We start from the raw sequence: 19,198 nt of genomic DNA, 5'->3' as shown, positions 1-19,198 counted from the left end.
AACCGCAATACAGCTACCTGCTGTCGGTGCAGATACTACCCGAGGCCACTTGCGGCGGTCTCGATAGGCGTGCTTTACCTAAAGTGTCAGACCGATGCCATCTGCATTTTGAGAAAGCTGGAAATTGCCGATACGGACTCCGGCTCGGATAGCATGGGGGCATGCCCCCGGTTCGGCACAGTCACAAGCCGGCTGTTTTTATGGCGTCGGCTCATGCGATTGGCCGTCTCTGCGGTGAGAATGTCCGAGTGTTCCCCGCGTACCGTCAGCAAAGGGATAGATTTCATCTTACCGAACAGACGCCACATCATGAAGTTGACCTTCCAGCCAGCGCCTGACACATCCATGTTTTCGGTAATGGCGGGATCATAATCGAACACAACCTGACCCTGATCGGTTTCCCGGCAGGTTTGATGCGCAAACGCCATCCAGTCTGAGTCGCCAAAATCAGGAAATGCCGCTTGCTGGCTTGCACGGATCGCGTTGGCGGCTGCCGTCCAGTCCGGGAAGGATCGGATGCCACTTGTATAATCCGCAATTCGTTTCAAGCCTGCGAGATTCACCGCCGGTCCGACATCATTGAGGACGATTCCGGAGATGCGCTCCTTCAGCACTTGGGACATGATCATGGCCATTAATCCGCCCATGGATGTACCTATGAGCGCAACACGATCAATACCGAGTTCATTCAGTAGTGCGATCATGTCTCCGACATAGACGTCCGGGGAGTAGGCGCGGTTGGGGTCACGATCGGACTGACCGCGTCCGCGGACATCGACTGCGATAAACCGGGCTGGCACATCCAGTTGGCCGATAAGCGGTTCGAAATCCTTATGGTTTCGGGTCAGGCCATGCATGCACAATACAGTCAGCGGTGCATCGACAGGGCCATAGTCGGCAGCGTAGAGGCGCAGACCATCCGGAGACTGGTAATGGATATCCCGCTTGCCTGCCGGGTCAGAACCAGACACGCCCGTCTCATCTTTCGGCGAAAGTTCCGGTTCACCCGTCATGAGGTTGCCGCTGCCCGTTTTGTGTCTCTGTCGTAATTTCGTCCCGACAGGAATAGAAACACGACACTCAGAGCATTTAAAGCCAGAATGATCTCAAGGGCAGATTTGAGAGGTGTTTCGGAACCGGCTTCCGCAAAGTGCGTGCTGAGCCACCCTGCCAGTGTGGGGCCACCGCCGATCCCGATAAGTGTCAGGCAAAACAGCATGAACGCCGAAGCAAAAGAGCGCATGCGAAGTCCGACAAGTTCCTGCGATGCGGTGTATGCGATGCTTGCATAAACAAGACCGATGAAGCTCGGCACAATGTTCCAGGCATAGGCCAATTCAATACTGGGCGCCTGAAGGAACATCCAGGCGAAAGGCAGGGCGAGCGCGGCACAAACGGCGATCGTCCACGGCCGCCACCTGAGATCACGGGTCGAAAGCCGGTCGCAGAGGCGTCCGACGACCACGGCGCCGATGCCGCCGACCCCGCCGATCAGCACGCCAAGCGGAATCGCCACATCACCAGGCCCCACTTCGTAGGTCCGTTGCAGATGGCTCGAGGTGAACACCAGGAAGGCATTCGCCGAGATACAGATCAGGCAACACCCGGCGAGCAGAAACAGAAAGGATGTTTGTCCGCCTATGAAGGTCAACGTTTCCTTCAATGTTGGGGCCGTGCCATCATCCGTACGCGCTTCAACGGCGCCGCGTACGGGCTCTTTCAAGGTGAATCTGACCAGCAGAGCCAGCAACAAGCCCGGCACTCCGGCGATGAAGAAGGCGGCCCGCCAACCCCAGATTTCATAGACGTAGCCGCCGATGATGAAGCCGGCCAAAATGCCTATACCAATACCTGTCGTATAAATTCCAAGCGCTGTTGCGCGTTCCTGCGGTCCGTAAAGGTCGGAGATGATCGAAGTGGCAGGCGGCGTTCCGCCTGCTTCGCCCACACCAACACCCATTCGCGCGATGAGAAGATGCCAGTAATTCTGTGCGAGGCCCGAGAGCGCGGTCATCCCCGACCAGACGGCAAGCGCGAGCGTGATGATATTGCGGCGGTTGCTACGGTCAGCCCACATGGCGATCGGGATACCCAGCGTCGCATAGAAAGCCGCGAAGGCGAGCCCGGATAATAGTCCGAGTTGGGTGTCGTTCAGGTCCAGATCGGCTTTGATGGGTTCCAGCAGGATAACGAGGATCTGCCGGTCGATATGATTGAACGTGTAAACAAGCGTCAGAAGCAGGAGCACATAGGACCGGCTCGTTGTGCTGAATGGGCCTGATCTGGATGAAGACACGTCCGCGGTCATTTATCCGATCCTTCGCTACAGATTGGTCTTCAATCGCATCCGGCATGCGGACCGGGAGGTGGTCCGCATGCCGGCCGTCCCCACGCCTGACTTAGAAGTCAGCTGAAAGAGAGACGGTGAACGTGCGCGGCGGCCCGTAGAAAGCCGAGTAGGCGGAGTCGAGCCCAAGCTGGCTCGGCGTCACGAAGTTATAGGCCGCCACGCGGTATTCCTGATCGGTCAGGTTCCGGCCATGCAGGCCAACGCGGTACTTGCCGGTCGGCGACGTCCAGACCGCACTGAGATCGAACAGGTAGTAGCCTGACGGATCCAGCTTCGGCCCGCCGCCCGGGAAGATTGCGCTCTGCCCGGCCGGGAAGCCCTCATTCGGGATGTTGAACAGATAATATTCGTCGCGGCCGGATACCGTGCCGGTCAGCGATAGCTCACCACGGTTCGGGCCAAGGTCCTGAATATAGTTCGCGGAGATCTGGCCCTGCAGCTCCGGCGTGTTCTGCGTCACGAAGGAGCTGGCGACGTTCGTGCCGCCGGACAGGATTTCGGTGATCTCGGCGTCAATATAGCCCAGCGTTGCAAACAGGGTCAGATTATCGGTCGCAAACCAGGTGCCTTCGATTTCGAGGCCTTTGTATTCAGACGCACCGGCGTTGAACACCGACGAAACAAACGTATCGTTGATGCCGTCATTGTCGGTGTCTGCACCGCTCTGAACAGTGATCTGCTGGTCGGTATAGTCGGCGAAGAACACCGCCGTATTGAGCAGCAGGCTGTCGCCGAAGAAGGAGCCTTTGACACCCAGTTCATAGGAGTCGACTTGCTCGGGGCCGAAGCCCTGGCGGGAGAGGCCGGTCGGGTCCAGATCTTCCCGCGCGCGCGGGTCGAAACCGCCTGCCTTGAAGCCCTGTGCATAGGTCGCATAGATGTTCAGGTCATCCGTCGGCTTATAGGAAACGGACACGCGCGGCGTGAATTGGTCATCCTTGCGTTCAACGCCCTGATAGTCTGTCTGGGTCACCAGGAAAACAGAGGTCGTGTTCGACGGATCGAAAGACCCGGTGCCGAGACCAAGCCAGGCTTCGCGAAGCACATCCGCCGTCGTCTTGTCTTCGGTATAGCGCCCGCCGAGCGAAACGCTCCACTGGTCGTTCAGTGCGTAGGTGAAGTCGCCATAGACGGAGAAGTTTTCTTTCTCCTGTGAGCCGGCCTGGTAGATCGACAGGCCGAGGGCGCTGAGAATGACGTCGAACGCGCCGTCCGCTGTGCCATCGAGATAGTAGATCCCGGCGACGCCGCTGAGCGGTCCATTATCATAGAGAAGCTGGAACTCCTGCGAGAACTGGTCGTCATTGTAGTAGGCCGGCACATCGAAGTCCGGCTGCGGCAGGGCATCGAAATCGATCGGCGTGATGGTGGAGCCTTCACGATAGGCCGTGATCGATTTCAGCGTGACGATATCGTTTACGTCCCACTGCGCGGTCAGCGAGTAGCCTTCGGTTTCGACGGAGTTATCATCGCCGATGCCGGCGCGCGTGTCGTAGACATCGCCGGTAACCGGGAGCGTTCCGTCTGCACTCGGAAGGAGGCGGTGCCCGTGCTTCGCATTAGAGTCGTCTTCGGACTTGTCATAGGCGAAGCGGAGCGAGAAATCGTCCCTTGGAGTCCACTCGGCGCTTAGGCGATAGGCCAGCAGGTCCTTGTCATAATGCTCAGCGCCGGTGTTCAGGTTCTTGCCGAAGCCGTCACGCGTGTATTTCGCGATGGCACCGCCGACGGCGAACGTATCACTCAGCGGTGTCGAGCCGGAGACGATCACATCAGCCTGGCTGTAGCTACCGAGATTGGCTTTCACCTTCAGGTCCGGCTCATTGCCGAGCGGCTTGGTCACATACTTGATCGCGCCGCCGATCGTATTGCGGCCGTAGAGCGTCCCTTGTGGGCCGCGCAGCACTTCCACGCGGTCGACATCGAAAATGTCGAGGATCGCGCCCTGAGGGCGGGCGATGTAGACATCGTCGACGTAAAGGCCGACGCCAGGCTCGAAGCCCCAGAGCGGGTCCTGCTGGCCGACGCCGCGGATGAAGGCGATCAATGTCGAGTTCGATCCGCGCGCCACTTCGATCGTGGCGTTCGGGGTCGAGCGCTGGATGGAGGTAATGTCCACGGCGCCGGTAACTTCCAGTCGCTCCGATCCGATCGCGGTGACCGACAGCGGCACGTCGAGGAGGTCTTCCTCGCGGCGTTGTGCCGTGACCGTCACGCGGCCCAGCGTCCGGGTGTTTTCATCCGCCTGATCGGCGTCTTGTGCCATGGCGTGATATTGGCCACCGGTCAGCGCAATCGCTGAAACCAGGCCGAACTTAAACGTGTCGAATTTCTGCTGCTTCACGATGTCCTCCCGCAGGTATGTTATTTTGGGAGGATTATTCAGAAGACGATCCGGATTTCGATGACGGGACGGCTCAGGGCTAGTGAACAGTTTCGCTCACGCGCCTTCGTTCACCGCAGCATCATTCCGGGCAAAAGCCGCTGGCGATACGCCTCGCATCTTCTTAAATGCCCGGTTGAATGCGCGCACATCGGAATAGCCGATCAGTTCGGAGACTTCAGAGACAGACGCGCCGCGCGCCAGCAGGGCATTGGCCCGCTCCATACGGTGATTCAGCACCAGATCCCGGAAGGAGGTATCTTCTTCGCTGAGGCGCCGTCTGAGGGTGGCCACGCTGATGCTGAACGCGCTGGCGACCGCCTGCTGGGTTTCCAACCCTTCGGAGATCAGCTCTTCAGTCCGGATGGCGAAGGGGCGCGTATCTGTCTCCGGCTCAAGCGTGTCCAGGTGGTGGATGACACGAGAGAAGATTCCATCGGTACTCAGGTCTGCATTCGTTGCCGGCGCGATCTGCTGGCACGCAGCCTGATAGTCAAACACTAGTTCGTATACGGTTTTGTTGTACTGAACCGGAACTTCCCAGAATGATGTCAGTGTGTCTTCGATGTCCTTGCGGCCCCGGACAAGTGTCACGCGGGTCAGCGCCTTGCTGGCAACGCCGCCGGTCAGGCTGTCTATCAGGCAGTAGACCTTGATCAGCAAGGCATCCCGGACGAAGTGCAGCAGCGGTTCATTATCCCTGAAGCGATAGGGGAATTTCGAGTCATCCAGGATGAGGGTCAGTGTTTCACCGCTTTGACGAACCAGATTATAATTCCCGCCATGCAGCATGTTGAAATAGGATGCCAGACTGCGGATCAGGTCCTGCAGGGTTCTCGCAGACTTCAATTGGGAAATCACGAAGGTGCCGCTCTGGTAGAGGAGCTTCCGTTCCGACAGCTGAGCCGTGAGGTCGTCCAGTGACTTCGCGATTTCGGACTGAATGCGGAAATAGTCGGTCAGCGGCCGCCTCGTGTGTGGCGCGTTCCGGAGTGCGTCAGGGGCAACACCGATCTTGCCCGCCACCCGGTCCAGATCAACGCCAGCCTCTTCTGCCCATGTCAGAATGGGTGCGATCTGGCCGATCTCGAAAACAATTCTGTCGCTGCCGCAGGATCCACTCATCCCATACGTATATCGAGATTTCCTGTTGCGGGAAATACAACATAGGCTGCGCCCGGCCTGAGACCATTGTAGAATTGACCATACCGCAACGCGCAACACGCGGTTGTTATTGGCGGTTTGTCACCTTCTTTCCTTATTCCGTGTCAATGTCTGACCAGGGGCGAAGGGGCAGGGTCAATGCGCTTGGGGTCTGTGGCCCAAAAGATATCGTGAACGCTTCCGGTTTGCCTTCTGAATACCGCCGGAAATAGGCCGTATCTGTTCCAGCAATCGCCAGACGTACCCGCTCTCCCGGGTTAAGACGGGCTGCGACCGGATTTAGCGCAAATTCGACTTTCATCAGCTCGCCCGGTGTCACCGGCAACATGTCTTCCTTGCGGAATGAATGTGGCGCTGGGCCCATTTCATAAGGCAAAGTGGCAGGGTCAGCAGGAGCACGATGGATCGCGCGAATGATGCCTTCAGTGACATAACTGACCGTACCATCCGGGAGGACGACTTCCAGATAAGCGTGAAAAACCGGATCGTTCGTGGCGCTGGATACAAACAGGGTGAGAACCGGGTCGCCTACGAGTTCCATTGCTGATTCCAGAGGGGCGCTATCGAATACGACCAGTTTCTCGTCAGCGTCACGGCGGTCCGCATAGGCTGGTGCCACACCGAACTGAGTGGACCAGCGTGTCGTCTCGCCGGTATTTGCGGAAAAGTCGACGTCATAGACAAGGCTACCTCCCTCTGGGGGGGCGTCTGACAGCGAGCGGTCTGCACTCAGATACATCGATGTCGTCTCTATGCCAATGGGTGGCCACGTACTGGACTGCTTGAAAGTATCAGCTCCGAGTACGTAGTAATTGATCTCCCGCGCTATTGGTTCGTCATTCGAAATCTGGTCGTAGAACCCGGACATGATTTCATGCTGGTCGTCGATCGATGGCCTCGGTTCCAGGTCTCCCGGAAACCGCGGGTCAGCAAATGTCACGTTGGAATGGTCGTTGCCCGTGATCCAGATATTCATGGGAACGTCTGGTGCAGAAAGGTACCGCGACAGGGCCGCACGGGCGGTCCCGGCATCCATCCAGCTGCCCCATATCTGCGCAGGCTTTAGCTGCTCTTTGATCCCCTCCAGATGCGAGGAAGGGGATGAATCGAAGAAGGTGTAGCCATTGCGCCCCTTGTCGTCGAAATAGACAAGGTCCGCATAATCGTCTGGTGCCCATCGGTCTCGGCCGGCGAGAGCTTCGCGTAACAGGGTAAGGTCGGTGTCATCATCGACAGGATCAAGAACCGGCCAAAGGGCTGCGCAATCCTCCACCCGGGCGAGGCAGTTCAGGCTGCCATCCGCGTTGACGCCTTCATCCATGTTCTTGGTCGCGCCGCCCCATCCCTGAAGAAACCAGTCGTTTGCCACACCGCCGGGGAAGAACAGGTTCAGGAAGACATCGAAGTCCACTTCGCGAACGATCGCGCCCTTCAATGCCGGCGCCGGCCGGCTGGTCGCAACATCGGCGGTGTCCGCCATGTAGGAAGTCCCTTGCGCGAATATGGTGCCGTTCGACCATGGCTGAGCCGCCAGATGGGCGATGATCTCATCCATGTCTTCGACCTCTTCCGGCCCGACATCGACACGGCGCGGACCGAAGGAGGAAGTCGATCCACGCGTGTCGACGCTTGCAATGACGTAACCGTCATCACGAAATCGCTCATAGGCCTGGATCATGAGGGCCCGGCCGTAGCGGGTCTGCACGAGAATGGTCGGAGCGGGTTCAGTCGGAATTTCGCGCGTCGGATAGTAGAGATTGACGGCAATCTTGGTACTGTCGCGCATGGGAAGGTAATAGGCCTTGTCGGCCCGGGCCGGTGTCTGCTCCGGTTGTGTTTCAGAAGCACTGTGCGTGGGTGCCGTTACGTCTGCTGGAAGATTGCAGGCCACAAGGGCCGACAATGCGAGCAGGCTGGCACCTGTGAGAGAGTGTTTCAAAAGACCGGAAGAGAACAGCATGATAGTCTCCTTAGTAACGGACCACGAGACGGATACCATAGGTCTCCGGGTCGCCGAGGACGACGAATTTCTGACCAATGACATCTGTGCCCGACAGGTCAAACAGGCGTTGTTTCACCTCTTCATCGCCAAGGTTCTCTCCCCAGACGCTGAGCCTCCAGGACCCGTCATTCGCGGCAATACCGGCACTGAGATTGTAGAGCGCATAGCTGTCGACCCGGCCGTCAGACTGGTTGTCTTGCGTCAGGTAGCTTTCACCCCTGGCCAGGACCGAGCCCCCAATGAACCAGTCCAGTGACTGGGTCAGTGGCGCCTCATAGTCCGCATTAAGATTGAATGTGTAGTCGGGCGCATAGGGGATCTTGTCGAGCGGTGTGCCGTCGGGAAGGATGCCTTCGTCGAACTCGGCTTCCTGCAGAGCAGCGTTCAGACCGACAGTCAGATAGTCGGTGACCCGCGAAAGTACTTCCAGTTCAACCCCGGTGGAATGCGCCGCACCAGCATTGCTGATCTGCGGATCATAAAGCGGCGTGTTCGGGTTGTCCGTGGTGATCTGGATATCCGTCCAGTCCATGTAGAAGACGGCGAGGCTGGCCTGCATCTGGCCATCAAACAGCTCACCCTTCAGGCCGGCTTCATAGTTCCACAGGGTTTCGGGATCAAAGGAGATACCGTTCGCGTCACCCAGTGCATCATTGTAACCACCGCTCTTGAAGCCGCTGGAGACAGTGACATACCCGATTGTTTCCGGTGTGAACCGGTAGCGCACATTGGCGGTGGGGGTTACTTCCGACCAGCTGTCCGATCCGGTAACGCCGAAGTTGCCGCCGAGCAGGTCGAATGGATCGGACTGTGAATAGTTGATCTTCTTTTCTTCATCCGTGTACCGGGCACCCAGGGTGACATCGAGTTTCTCGGAGATATTCCATGTCATTGACGCGAAAGCGGCGATGGAACGTGTATCCATGCGTGCGTCCGAGCCGGAGCGTCCGCCAGCGGCCTCCGGAGCGCCGAGCAGGTCAGCCAGGTCAGAGCCGATTTCGATGAAGCTGAGATTGGAGGCTTCCTGGTCGTAATAATAGGTCCCCAGGATCCAGTCGAGGTCGCCGGAACTCCAGTTCAGGCGGAACTCGTTGGAGAAGCGCTGCGCGGTTTCCGGGTCTCCATCATAGAGCCAGCTCAGGGCTGACCGGTCAGTGTCGGTACGGTTGAAATAGTCGTGCTCGCGATAGGAGGTGATGTTGGTGATGTCGACGCCGCTGATGGTCGTCGTGAAAGTCGAGGACGCGCCCCAGATCTCCGCGGTTTCGACCGGTTGCTGATCTGCGTAGACCTTGCGGTCAAACGGATCTGCGTTGCGTTCGATCGAGAAGGCATCCAGGACCGAGACGAAAGTGGTTCCGTCGATATATTTCAGCGTTTCAAAGATCAGCGGTTCCTGATCGATTTCCTTGTAGTCGGCGGTGAGCAACCATTCAGTCTCAGCGCCGAGATTGAACAGGAGCTGCCCGCGGACCGACCAGGCCCCTTCGGTATTTACTTCCTGCCCCAGCACGACATTGTCTGACAGACCGCCGCGCTCCGTTTTCTGGACCGCCAGGCGCCCGGACACGGTATCCTTGATCAGCGGCCCGCTAACGACAGCGCCGATACGGTAATAGTCATAATTGCCGGCCTCGGCTTCCAGCCGGGCCTCGAATTCGTCTGTCGGCCGGGCAGTCGTGTAGCTGACAGCACCGCCGATCGCGTTCCGTCCAAAGAGAGTGCCCTGAGGACCACGGAGCACTTCAACACGTTCCAGATCGAACAGGTCTACCGCTGCGCCGACACCTTGTCCGAGAAAGACCTCATCAAGATAGTAGGCAACGGCCGGATCTGCGCCGGCTGAGCCAGACCCGCCAATCACACCGCGAAGCGAAGTAGGGGAGAGCTTGGAGTCCCCGAAATTGCCGTATGTCATGCCTGGCGTACGAAGCGCGAGCGCGTCCGGGTCACCGATCCCTTCGTTGATCAGGGAGTCAGACGTGAAAGCGGTGACGGAAAGGGGGGCTTCCAGCGATGTTTCCTGCTGCTTCCGGGCCGTGATGACCACCTTCTGAAGGCTGCGGGTCTGTTCGGCAGGTTCGGCTGTACTGGCTCGGGATTCCTGAGCGACTGCGAGTTGTCCGGCAGCCAGCATGGCGATGGCGCTTGTCCAGATTAGTTTCTTCATGTTGAGAACTCCCCAATTGCCATCTTTAAAAATGAATATGGCCTCATATTTGTATTTAGATTCTGAAAACTCGCACGAGTCAACACCTCATCCCGGAGAATGAGGTGCATTTCAGAAATTTTTTGAGGGAATGGACCGTCAGGACACAGATCAGGGCGGCCGTCCGGTCGAGAGACCTAGTTTCCGAAGGCTTTCAGATCGAGTGCCATGGCGCCCAGATGATCCGGAAGGGGGTGACCTGGATAAAGTGCGCGGAACCAAATTACGCTTAGAGCATCCGCAAGGTCTTCATCACTCGGACAGGTTTTGCTGAGAAATTCGACCAGGCCTTCGTCCGGATAGATCGCGATCCGGCGAACCAGTTCATCCATCATCGCGCCCAATGCAAAAGCCGCAAAAAGTGCCGCTTCATATTCGATGGCGCCTTCCGGATGATTGCGGACAACGCTGCGGGCGATCTTTTCGTGCCAGACCCGGTTGTTGGCGTGTGCGACGTGGCCGAACTCTGCATCCTCGTCGCTCAGCTGCAAGACACACCGCATCAGACCCGCATTCGCGCGCATGATGCCGAGCCAGTGCAGATTGGCCGTTCGAATGGATTGAAAAGGTGACCGCGTCTCGCCTGCGGGCACATCGACGGTCTGCATGCCTTCCAGGAATTCCTGCAGCACGCTCAGCGTGATTTCTTTCTTGTCCTTGAAATAAATATAGAATGAGCCATCCGAGGTTTCGGCCTGCTCGGTAATGTCGACAATGCGCATGGCGTGATAGCCAACAGATTCGAGTACCTGCGCTGCAGCCAGTTTCAGGCGTTCACGAGTCCTGTCGCCTTTGCGCTTGGGCGGCGATTTTTTCAGTCTTGTGTCCAGCTGTGCCGTAAAACGCTTGTCCTGGACTTCTACCGCATCCGATTTTGCCAATTCAGCCTCTCCCGCTGCCAGTGGCAGATTTTGCCGGTGACCGGTGCAAATCTGACGCCATATTCAACAAACAGGGCACCTCTACCTGAACCCGTCATTTCTTCAAGACATGGTAGTGGGTGTGTGGGATGTGGGCAAAGTCTCTCACGGTTTGAAGCTGAAGTCTGCCCCGTTCGTACTGATCGCGTCAGCGGCATCCAGCATCTGTGTCTTTTCCGATTCCAGGGCGGCTTCGAGTTGGTCATGAATTCTGTCCGCCTGCGCCGTCTTGTAGCGGGTCAGGGAGGCGCGGGGCAGGGAAAGGAGTTTGCCAAGCAGGTGGTCGAGCGCCGCGTCCAAATCATTGGAGGGGATAAGCCGCGGGGCAATTCGGTCTTTTACCAGTTCGTCGGCACTGACATCCACGCCTGCCCAGCTGATTTCACGGGCGCGCGCCGGTCCACAAACCTGTTCCAGCAGCCAGGTCACACCGCCGCTTGCATAGAGGCCATGGCCGGCTTCAGGAAAACGCATCTTGCTGGTTTCGCACCAGAGCGTGAAGTCCGCATTGAGCGGCCAGGCGCCTCCGGCGCCGATCGCCCATCCCTGGGTGACACAGACCACCGGTTTGTGTCCCAACATGATCTGGCGAGTGACATTCTGGAAGCGATCCACAATGGCGACGGCGCTGGTGGCATCTGGTATGGCTTCGCTTAGCTCGCGCAGGTCTTCACCGGCACAGAAATCCCGGCCCGCTCCGGCGAGGACGATAACGTCGACATCTTCATCAGCGATCGCCCGGTCGAGCTGCTGCTCGAGCTGCTGCAGCATGTTCCGGCTGATGGCGTTGCGAACGGAAGGGCGGTTGAGCGTTATTCGAGCAACACGTCCTGCATGCGTATACATTACATCGCTCATGATGCTGTGGCATTCGCAATGTCTTCGGCAGCCTGCTTCCGTAGAGCAACCTTGTCGACTTTTCCGATGGGAAGCAGCGGAAGTTCGCGAACCAGGAAGAAGCGCTTCGGGATCTTGTAGTTCGCGAGATTCTCGCGGCAGTGCGCTTCAAGTGCTTCCACAGTGAGATCGCCGTTCACCAGTACATAGGCGATCCCAACTTCCTGCCAGACCGGATCGCTGATGCCGATCACCGCGGCGATGTCGACCTGTGGATGGCTTTCGATCACATTCTCCACTTCGCGTGGATACACATTGTAACCGCCGGATTTGTACATTTCTTTCGAGCGGCCTACGATGGTGTAGGTGCCATCGGCGTTGCGTTGGCCGAGGTCTCCGGTTGCGAGCCAGCCTTCAGTGTTCAGGGTTTCGGCCGTCGCTTCTGGCCGGTTCCAATAGCCGAGCATGTTATAGGCAGACCGCGCCTGGATTTCCCCGGTGACACCCGTTTCCGCAATCACATTATCGCCGTCAGCAAGGCGAACCTGAGCGCCCGGCATTGGCCAGCCGACAGTTCCAGACAGGACTGTGCGATCGCGTGTAGGGGGCACGACTGTCATCGCACCACAGCTTTCCGTCATGCCATAATTGGTGGCCAGTGGCGCACCATGCTGCAGCAGGCGATCCAGCATGTCCGCCGGCATCGCGGCACCTTCCCAGACGATCAGTTTGACCGCGGAAAGATCGGTTTCAGCGAAACTCGCATCTGCGTATTGGAGCTGGAAGACGCTCGGTACGGAGGCCCAGAGCGTGATCTGTTCCTGTTCCATGAGTTGCAGGGATTTACTGGGTGAGAAGTTTTCCAGAAACACAATCGTCCCGCCAGCAACCAGGGTCGGTGAGGAAATATCGACCACACAACCAATATGGTTCACCGGAAAATAGTTCAGTGTACGCAAGGGGAAGACGGGCCAGACGCGATTCTGTTCCAGGCTGAACTCGACAATGCCCTGATGGTGTAGCAGGGCGCCTTTCGGGCGGCCTGTTGAACCGGATGTGTAGACGATCATGCAGGCATCCCGCCCGCCGCATGTGAAGCGCGCAGATGTAAGGTCGGCATCTGAAATGCCCGCGCCATCGGCCAGGAAGGTTTCGAGACCGATTCCACCTTCCGGAAGGCTACCAGACTGCTCATCAAGCACGACTGTCTGCCGGATGGAGGGCGTGCGGTTCGCAAGGGCTTCCAGTTCCGGGGTATAATCCCGTCCCTCAATCTTCGACCGTGCGAGCAGCAGCACTGGCTGGCTGTCGTCCGCCACATAGGTGAGTTCATTCAATTGGTAACGCGGGTTCAGCCCGACCCAGATTGCGCCGATGGATGCCGTCGCAAGGAAGCAAATGAAATAATCCGGGCTCGGCGTACAAAGCGTGGCGACCCGGTCGCCCTTTTTGACGCCCGCGCTGAGCAATGCTCGGGCGAGGGCCTCCACCCGGTCGTGGAACTGCCGGTACGTGACGCGCTGGCCTTCCAGCACCATTGCATCGATATCCGGGGTAAGCTCGGCATAGTGACCGACAAAGTCGCTGATCCGGGGGAAGGCGGGTGGCAGTGTGATGCCTGCGGGGTCGGGAAGGGACATGGCTGTATGCTCGGTTCGTCTTGAAAATCAGGGCTGGGTGCAGAAGGCGCTTATTTGTTGATCCAGATCGCAAGCCATTCACCGATCAGGGCAGGGCGTTCCTCGCCTTCGATCTCGATGTGGCATTCGAACTTCACCATCTGACGATCTTTTTCATCGGTGTAGTTTTCCAGCGTCTTGAAATGCCCGCGCACCCGGCTGTCCACGGGAATAGGGGACACCAGCCGCATCCGGTCGAAGCCATAATTCAGGAAATAGCCAACGTCCGCATGTTCGCGATCATTCGAGTCGCCCATAGCCGAATGCAGCAGATGGGTTAGCAGCGACATGGTCAGGAATCCAAACGCGATCGTGCGGCCGAACGCGCTGTTTTCAGCGGCCCATTCCGGATCGACATGCATTGGATCGGGATCAAGTGTGATATCACCGAAGCCGGAGATCATTGGCTGATCAACCGTCACCCATTCCGAGGTGCCGACATTTTCTCCAGGGCGGAACATCGCAAAATCGACGAGACCGGCTTGATTATCACTCATTGTATTGTGCCCCATTTTCTATTGACAAAAATGAGTATGGCCTCATTTTCATATTTAAGTCAACCGGACCATCGCGCAATCGCGACATTCGGGCGAGACAAAGTGAGTTGAGATGACCGGAGCGCGTAGAATGGGGCCGACACCACGCAGGATTCTTCTTTCCTACAGTATGGGATCGATTGGGACCGGTCTCTATCTCACTGTTCCAAGCATTCTGCTGCTTTATTACCTGACACAAATTCTGGGCATTTCGCCAGCGCTGGCCGGGTTGGCGGTATTCCTTCCGAGAATCTGGGACGTTGTGACGGATCCGGTAATGGGCTGGGTTTCCGATCGTACCCGGTCCCGGCTTGGCCGCCGGCGTCTATACCTGCTGATCGGCGCGATCCTGACCTCCCTGACATTCGGCTTCCTGTTCAGCGCGCCGGTGTTTCCAAGCCAGGCGATGAGCTTTGTCTATGTTCTGGTGATCTATGTGCTGAGCGCCACCGCTTACACGGTCTATGCCGTGCCGTACCTGTCCATGCCGGCTGAAATGAGTGCCGACAGCTCTGAACGGTCCCGCATCATGAGTTACCGCATGACATTCGCGATGGTTGGGGTATTGGCCGGTTCAGCGCTCGCCCCGGCGCTTCTGGAATTCTATGGCGGAGGACGCGCCGGTTTCGCAGCGATGTCCTGGACGATTGGCACTATCTGTGCAGTGACGATGTTGTTGGCGTTCTTCGGAACAGCGCGATCACCCGATGTGTCTGCTCCGGCCGAGGACGAACACAGCAGGGGCAAACTGTCCGACCTGCGAAAGGATCCTGACTTCCTGGCGCTTGCGCTGGCCTATATTGCCCAACTGGCCGGATTTGGCGTGTTTATAGGGGCAACACCTTATTATGTGACAGACGTTACCGGCCAGAGCGAAGGCGTCATTTCCGAGATGTTCCTGTCGCTCATGGGCGGAACGGTCATGTCGCTCTTTGTCTGGAATATCCTGGCCACGAAGATGGGCAAGGCGCGGGCATATATGCTTGCCGGCGTCATCGTCGCGATAGGGTTCGCGTTCTTTTGGCTGACAGCACTGGATGGGCAAAAGGCGGTAACGCTGGCCGCGACGCTCATCATTGGCATCGGCTTTGGTGGCTTGCAACTCCTGCCATTTGCCATGCTGACAGACGTCATTCATGCAGCCCGCCTGCGCGGACGGGACTCTGCCGGCGTCTATACCGGTGCCTGGACGGCCGTCGAAAAGGGTGGTCTGGCACTGGGGCCATTGATCGTCGGCGGCGTTCTGAGCCTCGGGGGTTATGTTTCCGTCTCAGAAACGCAGGGTAGTGACACCGTGGCTGCAATCCGGGCTGCCATGACACTGGTTCCTGCCGTCTTTGTGCTGATCAGCATTCCGATCATGTTCCGGTGCAATCCGGCGCACCGCGCAGATGAAATGGGAATAGAAGCGTTAAATCCGTGACGCGGACAGCTCGATCATTTCGGTGGTCATCTGTTCCTGCCGGGCTTGCTGGTAGGCCTGTTCGACTTCCGTGCGGCGCGTGCGGAGATTGTTCTGGGCTCTCGCCATGGTTTCCACACGCGCGCGGGCTTCGGTCTCAGCCCCTTGCATCATCACATGCGCGACGCTGGCGAACAGGGCTTCCTGGAGCAGGCCAGTCAACAGGTCTTCTGCCGGCAAGGTCATCAGCGGTGCAATTTGCGAAGTCATCCCTTCAGGCGGCTCCGGAGGAAAAAGACGCGACAGCCTGGCGGCATGGCCGCTACGGGGAGACCCGGTCAGGGCACGGATCGGGCCGGGATGGTGGGGCGAATGCTCCACCAGGACGTCCGTCGTGCGGCTGGCGAGCGCGGGTATTGCTGCAGGATGCCCCGGCAAATCGGCCGACCACAAGACCGGCGCATGCGCGGCATTCAGCATGTCAGCCGTCCGGTTCCCGATAACCACAAGGCCCATGCCGGGCTCGAGTGCGGATTGGGCCACTTCGCCAATATGTTCCGGATAGGCGCCGCAAAAGCCTTGCGCCGCACCGACGACCAGCAACAGGCCGGGCCCCTCCGGTTCCGAATGCGGCGCTGAGGCTGCGATGGAGATCGCCAGCGCGTGCCTCACCGTCCCCGCATAGGCAGCAATCGCCTGCATGGCGGTTTCAGAGGAGCTCGCATGACTGGAAGCAATTGCGCGTAACGCCCCGACGACGTCGCCAATTTCATCGAGGCTTTTCAGGCGGTGCTGGATCTCTTCCGGGCGCTGGCTCATGACTGTTTCAATGCGGTGTGCACGGCCTCCAGCAAGGCCGACTTCGTCGCCTTGTCCAGCTTGTCTTTCTTCACGTCCACTTCTGAGAATTTGGAATCCGTGGCGAGGAGCGACGACAGTCGTGCCTTCAAAGTGGGGATGTCCTTCAGGTCAACATCATCCAGAATGCCTTCGATCAGAGCACTGAGCAGTGCAATCTGCGTCATTAGGTCCAGTGGGGAAAGTCGTGGCTGGGCCAGTAGGGCGGCAATACGTTCCCCTCGCTTCATCCGCGACGCCATGGCCTCGTCGCCAAACCCTCCAAAGCGCGAGAACATCTTCATTTCCAGATATTGCGCGTAATCGAGCCTCAACCGTCCGGCGACGGACTTCATTGTTCCCCATTGGGCCTTGCCACCAACTCGGCTCACCGACAGGCCAATGTCGATGGCAGGACGCTGGTTTGCGGCAAATAGCGATTGCGACGTAACGATCTGGCCGTCCGAGATCGAAATCAGATTGGTTGGAATATAAGCCGAAAGGTTTCCGGCCTCGATTTCAGCGATGGGCAATGCGGTCAGTGAGCCGCCGCCGCGGGCCTTGGACAGTTTGGCTGCGCGTTCGAGCAGACGGGCGTGCAGATAGAAGATGTCGCCTGGATAGGCTTCGCGGCCGGGCGGCTGCCGCGACAGCAGCGCGAGTTCTCGGTGTGTTGCGGCATGTTTGGTCAGGTCGTCATAGACAATCAACACATGCTGTCCCCGGTCGCGGAACCATTCGGCGATGGATGTCGCGGAGAACGGTGCCAGCCATTGCAGGCCCGGTTCGGCAGAGGCTTCGGCGACGATGAAAATCGTTTGCTCCATTCGCCCATGCTCGCGAACCGCATCAATGACATGGCGGACCGCAGATGTCCGCTGGCCGATGGCTACATAGATGGAGATAATGTCGCTATTGGCCTGATTGATGATTGTGTCGACGGCGATGGACGTCTTTCCGGTCTGGCGTTCCCCGATGATCAGTTCGCGTTGCCCCCGGCCCAGCGCGAACAGGGCGTCGACAACGAGCAAGCCGGTTTCGACGGCTTCCGTGACGAAATCCCGATCGATAATCGCAGGTGCCGGGCGTTCCACGGGCAGTCTTTCGCTGCCTTCAGGCATCGATCCGTTGTCCAGAGGACGCCCCAGAGGGTCCAGCACTCTGCCGAACAGGTGCTCCCCGACCGGCACGGAAGCAAGTTCTCCCGAGCGGGTGACATGGGTGCCGGCAGCGACATCGTCAGAAGGGTCGAGGCAGGCGACGTTCAAGTGGTCTTCTTCAAGCGTCATGACGAAGCCGCGCGCACCGTTTGAAAAAGTCAGGATTTCATTGAGCTCAGCGCCCGGCAGGCCGTCGACAGTCGCGAGCCCATCAGCGATGGCGATGACCTTGCCGCGCTCCTCGGACTCGGCGCCAAGCTGCACCCCGGCGATCCGAGCCTTCAAAGGGTCCAGTGCGGGATCAGTCCGGCCGGTCATCGCGCATCGCTTCTGAAATCTGGTCCAGGTCGTGAGCCAGCGAGTTCCGGATCGCGCCGCTGTCCGAAACCAGTTCGAGGCCGGAAATCAGGTCAGGCGCAACGGAAACGTCCGGGTCTATGTCGAACGGCGCCAAAGCGGACGTCACGAGGGAATGATCGCTTTCGGAAAGCGGCGCGGCGCTCAGCAGTTTCAGGTGCCCGCCTTTCAGCAGGGCTGTCCGTTCCGCGGATGGCATTTTATGAAGCGACGCGACCAGACGGCTGACATAGCCTGCGAGATCTTGTGGCTGCGCCGTCAGGGCCCTTTGGGCAATCAAGGTGGCAAGGTCCCGGGCGCGTGCCAGTTCCTGCGCCTTGCTGTCGCTGGCGTTGCGCGCGTGCGCGGCTTTTCCTTCGGCGATGATCTTGTCGACTTCTGCATGGGCTTTTTCCAGCAAGGCTTTGTGCTGTGCTTCGGCATCCTTGCGTGCTTGGGCAAGGACGTCCTGGCGGGCCGCCACGGTTGCATCAGCCTCGTCGAGGGCCTTGCGGGTAGCGGCCTCTGCGTCGCGCTTTGCAGATTGTGCAGCGGTCAATGCTGCATCCGTTTCCGCCTGCCGGTGCGTGATAATGTCCGCAACCGGACGGAAAAGGAAATACCTCAGAATCGCCAGAAGCAGCAGGACATTGACGACCTGAAAACCGAATGTGACCCAGTCAAAATTCATTGCGTGAAGGGATTAGCGAAAAGCAGCAGAAGGGAGACGACGAGACAGTAGATCGCCGTGGTTTCGATCATGGCGAGCCCGACGAACAGGGTCCGCGAGATCGTCCCGGCAGATTCAGGCTGGCGGGCGATGGCTTCCAGCGCGGCGGCGACAGCGCGCCCTTCTGCCAGCGCAGGGGCGACAGCACCAAGGCACACCGCAAGCGTCGCACATATGATACTGGCGATCTCGACATATTCAATCATGTGGCAGTTCCTTCTGCTGTCTTGTGTTGTCTACGCCCGTTTCGCTGACCGCCGAACCGACGAAGACCAGCGCCAGGGTGGCAAAGATATAGGCCTGTACCGCCCCGGTCAGCATCTCCAACGCCATCAGCGGGATCGGCACCAGCAGGCCGGCGAGGGACAAGACGATGCTGATCACGAACACGCCGCTCATGACATTGCCGAACAGGCGAATCATCAGCGAGAAATGCCGTGTGACCTGTCCGATCACATTGAGCGGCAACATCAGCCAGCTGGGCCGGACAAAGCTGGAGAGCCAGCCGCCGATCCCTTGTGACCGGATGCCCCAGTATATCGAGGCGAAAAACACGATCACCGCCAGCGCGGCATCTGTCTCCAGATGAGCGGTCGGGGGTTCGACGCCGGGGACGAGCGATGTCCAGTTGGCGGCAAGGATGAAGATCAGGA

16 protein-coding genes are annotated in these 19,198 nt (G+C 58.6%); 1 reads left to right on the top strand and 15 read right to left on the bottom strand.

The genetic code is table 11. From position 1 onward, the window contains the following. Positions 1 to 86: 86 nt before the first annotated feature. The 10 genes from HY17_RS08355 to HY17_RS08310 form a co-directional block, all read right to left on the bottom strand. Entirely contained in the window at positions 87 to 1,013 is a 927-nt protein-coding gene (locus HY17_RS08355; RefSeq protein WP_081813050.1) for an alpha/beta fold hydrolase, read from the bottom strand. Next, on the bottom strand, positions 1,010 to 2,308 hold the full coding sequence (locus HY17_RS08350; protein WP_034765758.1) for an MFS transporter: 1,299 nt from the start codon (positions 2,306 to 2,308) through the stop codon (positions 1,010 to 1,012). Before HY17_RS08350 ends, HY17_RS08355 begins: the two co-directional genes overlap by 4 nt. Before the next feature lie 91 nt (positions 2,309 to 2,399). Further along, positions 2,400 to 4,694, bottom strand: a complete 2,295-nt coding sequence (locus HY17_RS08345; RefSeq protein ID WP_065382854.1) for a TonB-dependent receptor — start codon at positions 4,692 to 4,694, stop codon at positions 2,400 to 2,402. A 96-nt stretch (positions 4,695 to 4,790) separates the two neighbouring features. Beyond that, a complete protein-coding gene (locus HY17_RS08340; RefSeq protein ID WP_034765755.1) occupies positions 4,791 to 5,858 on the bottom strand; it encodes a helix-turn-helix transcriptional regulator in 1,068 nt (355 codons plus the stop codon). Between the two features lie 133 nt (positions 5,859 to 5,991). Beyond that, on the bottom strand, positions 5,992 to 7,857 hold the full coding sequence (locus HY17_RS08335) for a CocE/NonD family hydrolase (protein WP_034765752.1): 1,866 nt from the start codon (positions 7,855 to 7,857) through the stop codon (positions 5,992 to 5,994). A 10-nt stretch (positions 7,858 to 7,867) separates the two neighbouring features. Beyond that, positions 7,868 to 10,069 carry a TonB-dependent receptor gene (locus HY17_RS08330; RefSeq protein ID WP_034765750.1) on the bottom strand — a complete coding sequence of 734 codons (2,202 nt, stop codon included), beginning with the start codon at positions 10,067 to 10,069 and terminating at the stop codon, positions 7,868 to 7,870. 176 nt (positions 10,070 to 10,245) lie between these two features. Continuing rightward, a complete protein-coding gene (locus HY17_RS08325; protein WP_034765740.1) occupies positions 10,246 to 10,989 on the bottom strand; it encodes a TetR/AcrR family transcriptional regulator in 744 nt (247 codons plus the stop codon). Positions 10,990 to 11,133: 144 nt separating this feature from the next. Further along, positions 11,134 to 11,886: an enoyl-CoA hydratase/isomerase family protein gene (locus tag HY17_RS19325; protein ID WP_051599843.1), complete on the bottom strand. Its 753-nt coding sequence runs from the start codon at positions 11,884 to 11,886 to the stop codon at positions 11,134 to 11,136. Then, positions 11,883 to 13,505: a class I adenylate-forming enzyme family protein gene (locus tag HY17_RS08315; RefSeq protein WP_034765738.1), complete on the bottom strand. Its 1,623-nt coding sequence runs from the start codon at positions 13,503 to 13,505 to the stop codon at positions 11,883 to 11,885. Before HY17_RS08315 ends, HY17_RS19325 begins: the two co-directional genes overlap by 4 nt. A 50-nt stretch (positions 13,506 to 13,555) precedes the next feature. Further along, positions 13,556 to 14,041: a MaoC/PaaZ C-terminal domain-containing protein gene (locus HY17_RS08310; protein ID WP_175354431.1), complete on the bottom strand. Its 486-nt coding sequence runs from the start codon at positions 14,039 to 14,041 to the stop codon at positions 13,556 to 13,558. 130 nt (positions 14,042 to 14,171) lie between these two features. Between HY17_RS08310 and HY17_RS08305 the strand changes: the two genes are divergently transcribed. Then, positions 14,172 to 15,503, top strand: coding sequence for an MFS transporter (locus tag HY17_RS08305; protein WP_175354432.1), 1,332 nt, complete (start codon positions 14,172 to 14,174; stop codon positions 15,501 to 15,503). Here HY17_RS08305 and HY17_RS08300 read toward each other — a convergent pair. The 5 genes from HY17_RS08300 to HY17_RS08280 form a co-directional block, all read right to left on the bottom strand. Further along, complete coding sequence (locus HY17_RS08300; RefSeq protein WP_034765735.1) at positions 15,492 to 16,301, bottom strand: F0F1 ATP synthase subunit gamma; 810 nt, start codon at positions 16,299 to 16,301, stop codon at positions 15,492 to 15,494. The genes HY17_RS08305 and HY17_RS08300 overlap by 12 nt on opposite strands. Further along, positions 16,298 to 17,797, bottom strand: a complete 1,500-nt coding sequence (locus HY17_RS08295) for a F0F1 ATP synthase subunit alpha (RefSeq protein WP_034765733.1) — start codon at positions 17,795 to 17,797, stop codon at positions 16,298 to 16,300. Before HY17_RS08295 ends, HY17_RS08300 begins: the two co-directional genes overlap by 4 nt. Beyond that, entirely contained in the window at positions 17,781 to 18,506 is a 726-nt protein-coding gene (locus tag HY17_RS08290) for an ATP synthase F0 subunit B (protein WP_034765731.1), read from the bottom strand. The genes HY17_RS08295 and HY17_RS08290 overlap by 17 nt, the downstream gene beginning before the upstream one ends. After that, on the bottom strand, positions 18,503 to 18,751 hold the full coding sequence (locus tag HY17_RS08285; RefSeq protein ID WP_034765729.1) for a F0F1 ATP synthase subunit C: 249 nt from the start codon (positions 18,749 to 18,751) through the stop codon (positions 18,503 to 18,505). Before HY17_RS08285 ends, HY17_RS08290 begins: the two co-directional genes overlap by 4 nt. Then, on the bottom strand, positions 18,744 to 19,198 hold a 455-nt coding region (locus HY17_RS08280), incomplete at its 5' end, for a F0F1 ATP synthase subunit A (RefSeq protein ID WP_034765727.1). The genes HY17_RS08280 and HY17_RS08285, both read right to left, overlap by 8 nt.

Origin of the sequence: Hyphomonas sp. CY54-11-8 (assembly GCF_000682735.1) — a bacterium.
Lineage (GTDB): Bacteria > Pseudomonadota > Alphaproteobacteria > Caulobacterales > Hyphomonadaceae > Hyphomonas.
This window is presented reverse-complemented; position numbering and strand designations above follow the sequence as displayed.

Coding starts and splice junctions, on each gene's coding strand:
- HY17_RS08355 (WP_081813050.1), bottom strand. CDS start 1,013: ATGACGGGTGAACCGGAACTTTCGCCGAAAGATGAGACGGGCGTGTCT.
- HY17_RS08350 (WP_034765758.1), bottom strand. CDS start 2,308: ATGACCGCGGACGTGTCTTCATCCAGATCAGGCCCATTCAGCACAACG.
- HY17_RS08340 (WP_034765755.1), bottom strand. CDS start 5,858: ATGAGTGGATCCTGCGGCAGCGACAGAATTGTTTTCGAGATCGGCCAG.
- HY17_RS08335 (WP_034765752.1), bottom strand. CDS start 7,857: ATGCTGTTCTCTTCCGGTCTTTTGAAACACTCTCTCACAGGTGCCAGC.
- HY17_RS08330 (WP_034765750.1), bottom strand. CDS start 10,069: ATGAAGAAACTAATCTGGACAAGCGCCATCGCCATGCTGGCTGCCGGA.
- HY17_RS19325 (WP_051599843.1), bottom strand. CDS start 11,886: ATGAGCGATGTAATGTATACGCATGCAGGACGTGTTGCTCGAATAACG.
- HY17_RS08315 (WP_034765738.1), bottom strand. CDS start 13,505: ATGTCCCTTCCCGACCCCGCAGGCATCACACTGCCACCCGCCTTCCCC.
- HY17_RS08310 (WP_175354431.1), bottom strand. CDS start 14,041: ATGAGTGATAATCAAGCCGGTCTCGTCGATTTTGCGATGTTCCGCCCT.
- HY17_RS08305 (WP_175354432.1), top strand. CDS start 14,172: ATGGGGCCGACACCACGCAGGATTCTTCTTTCCTACAGTATGGGATCG.
- HY17_RS08300 (WP_034765735.1), bottom strand. CDS start 16,301: ATGAGCCAGCGCCCGGAAGAGATCCAGCACCGCCTGAAAAGCCTCGAT.
- HY17_RS08295 (WP_034765733.1), bottom strand. CDS start 17,797: ATGACCGGCCGGACTGATCCCGCACTGGACCCTTTGAAGGCTCGGATC.
- HY17_RS08290 (WP_034765731.1), bottom strand. CDS start 18,506: ATGAATTTTGACTGGGTCACATTCGGTTTTCAGGTCGTCAATGTCCTG.
- HY17_RS08285 (WP_034765729.1), bottom strand. CDS start 18,751: ATGATTGAATATGTCGAGATCGCCAGTATCATATGTGCGACGCTTGCG.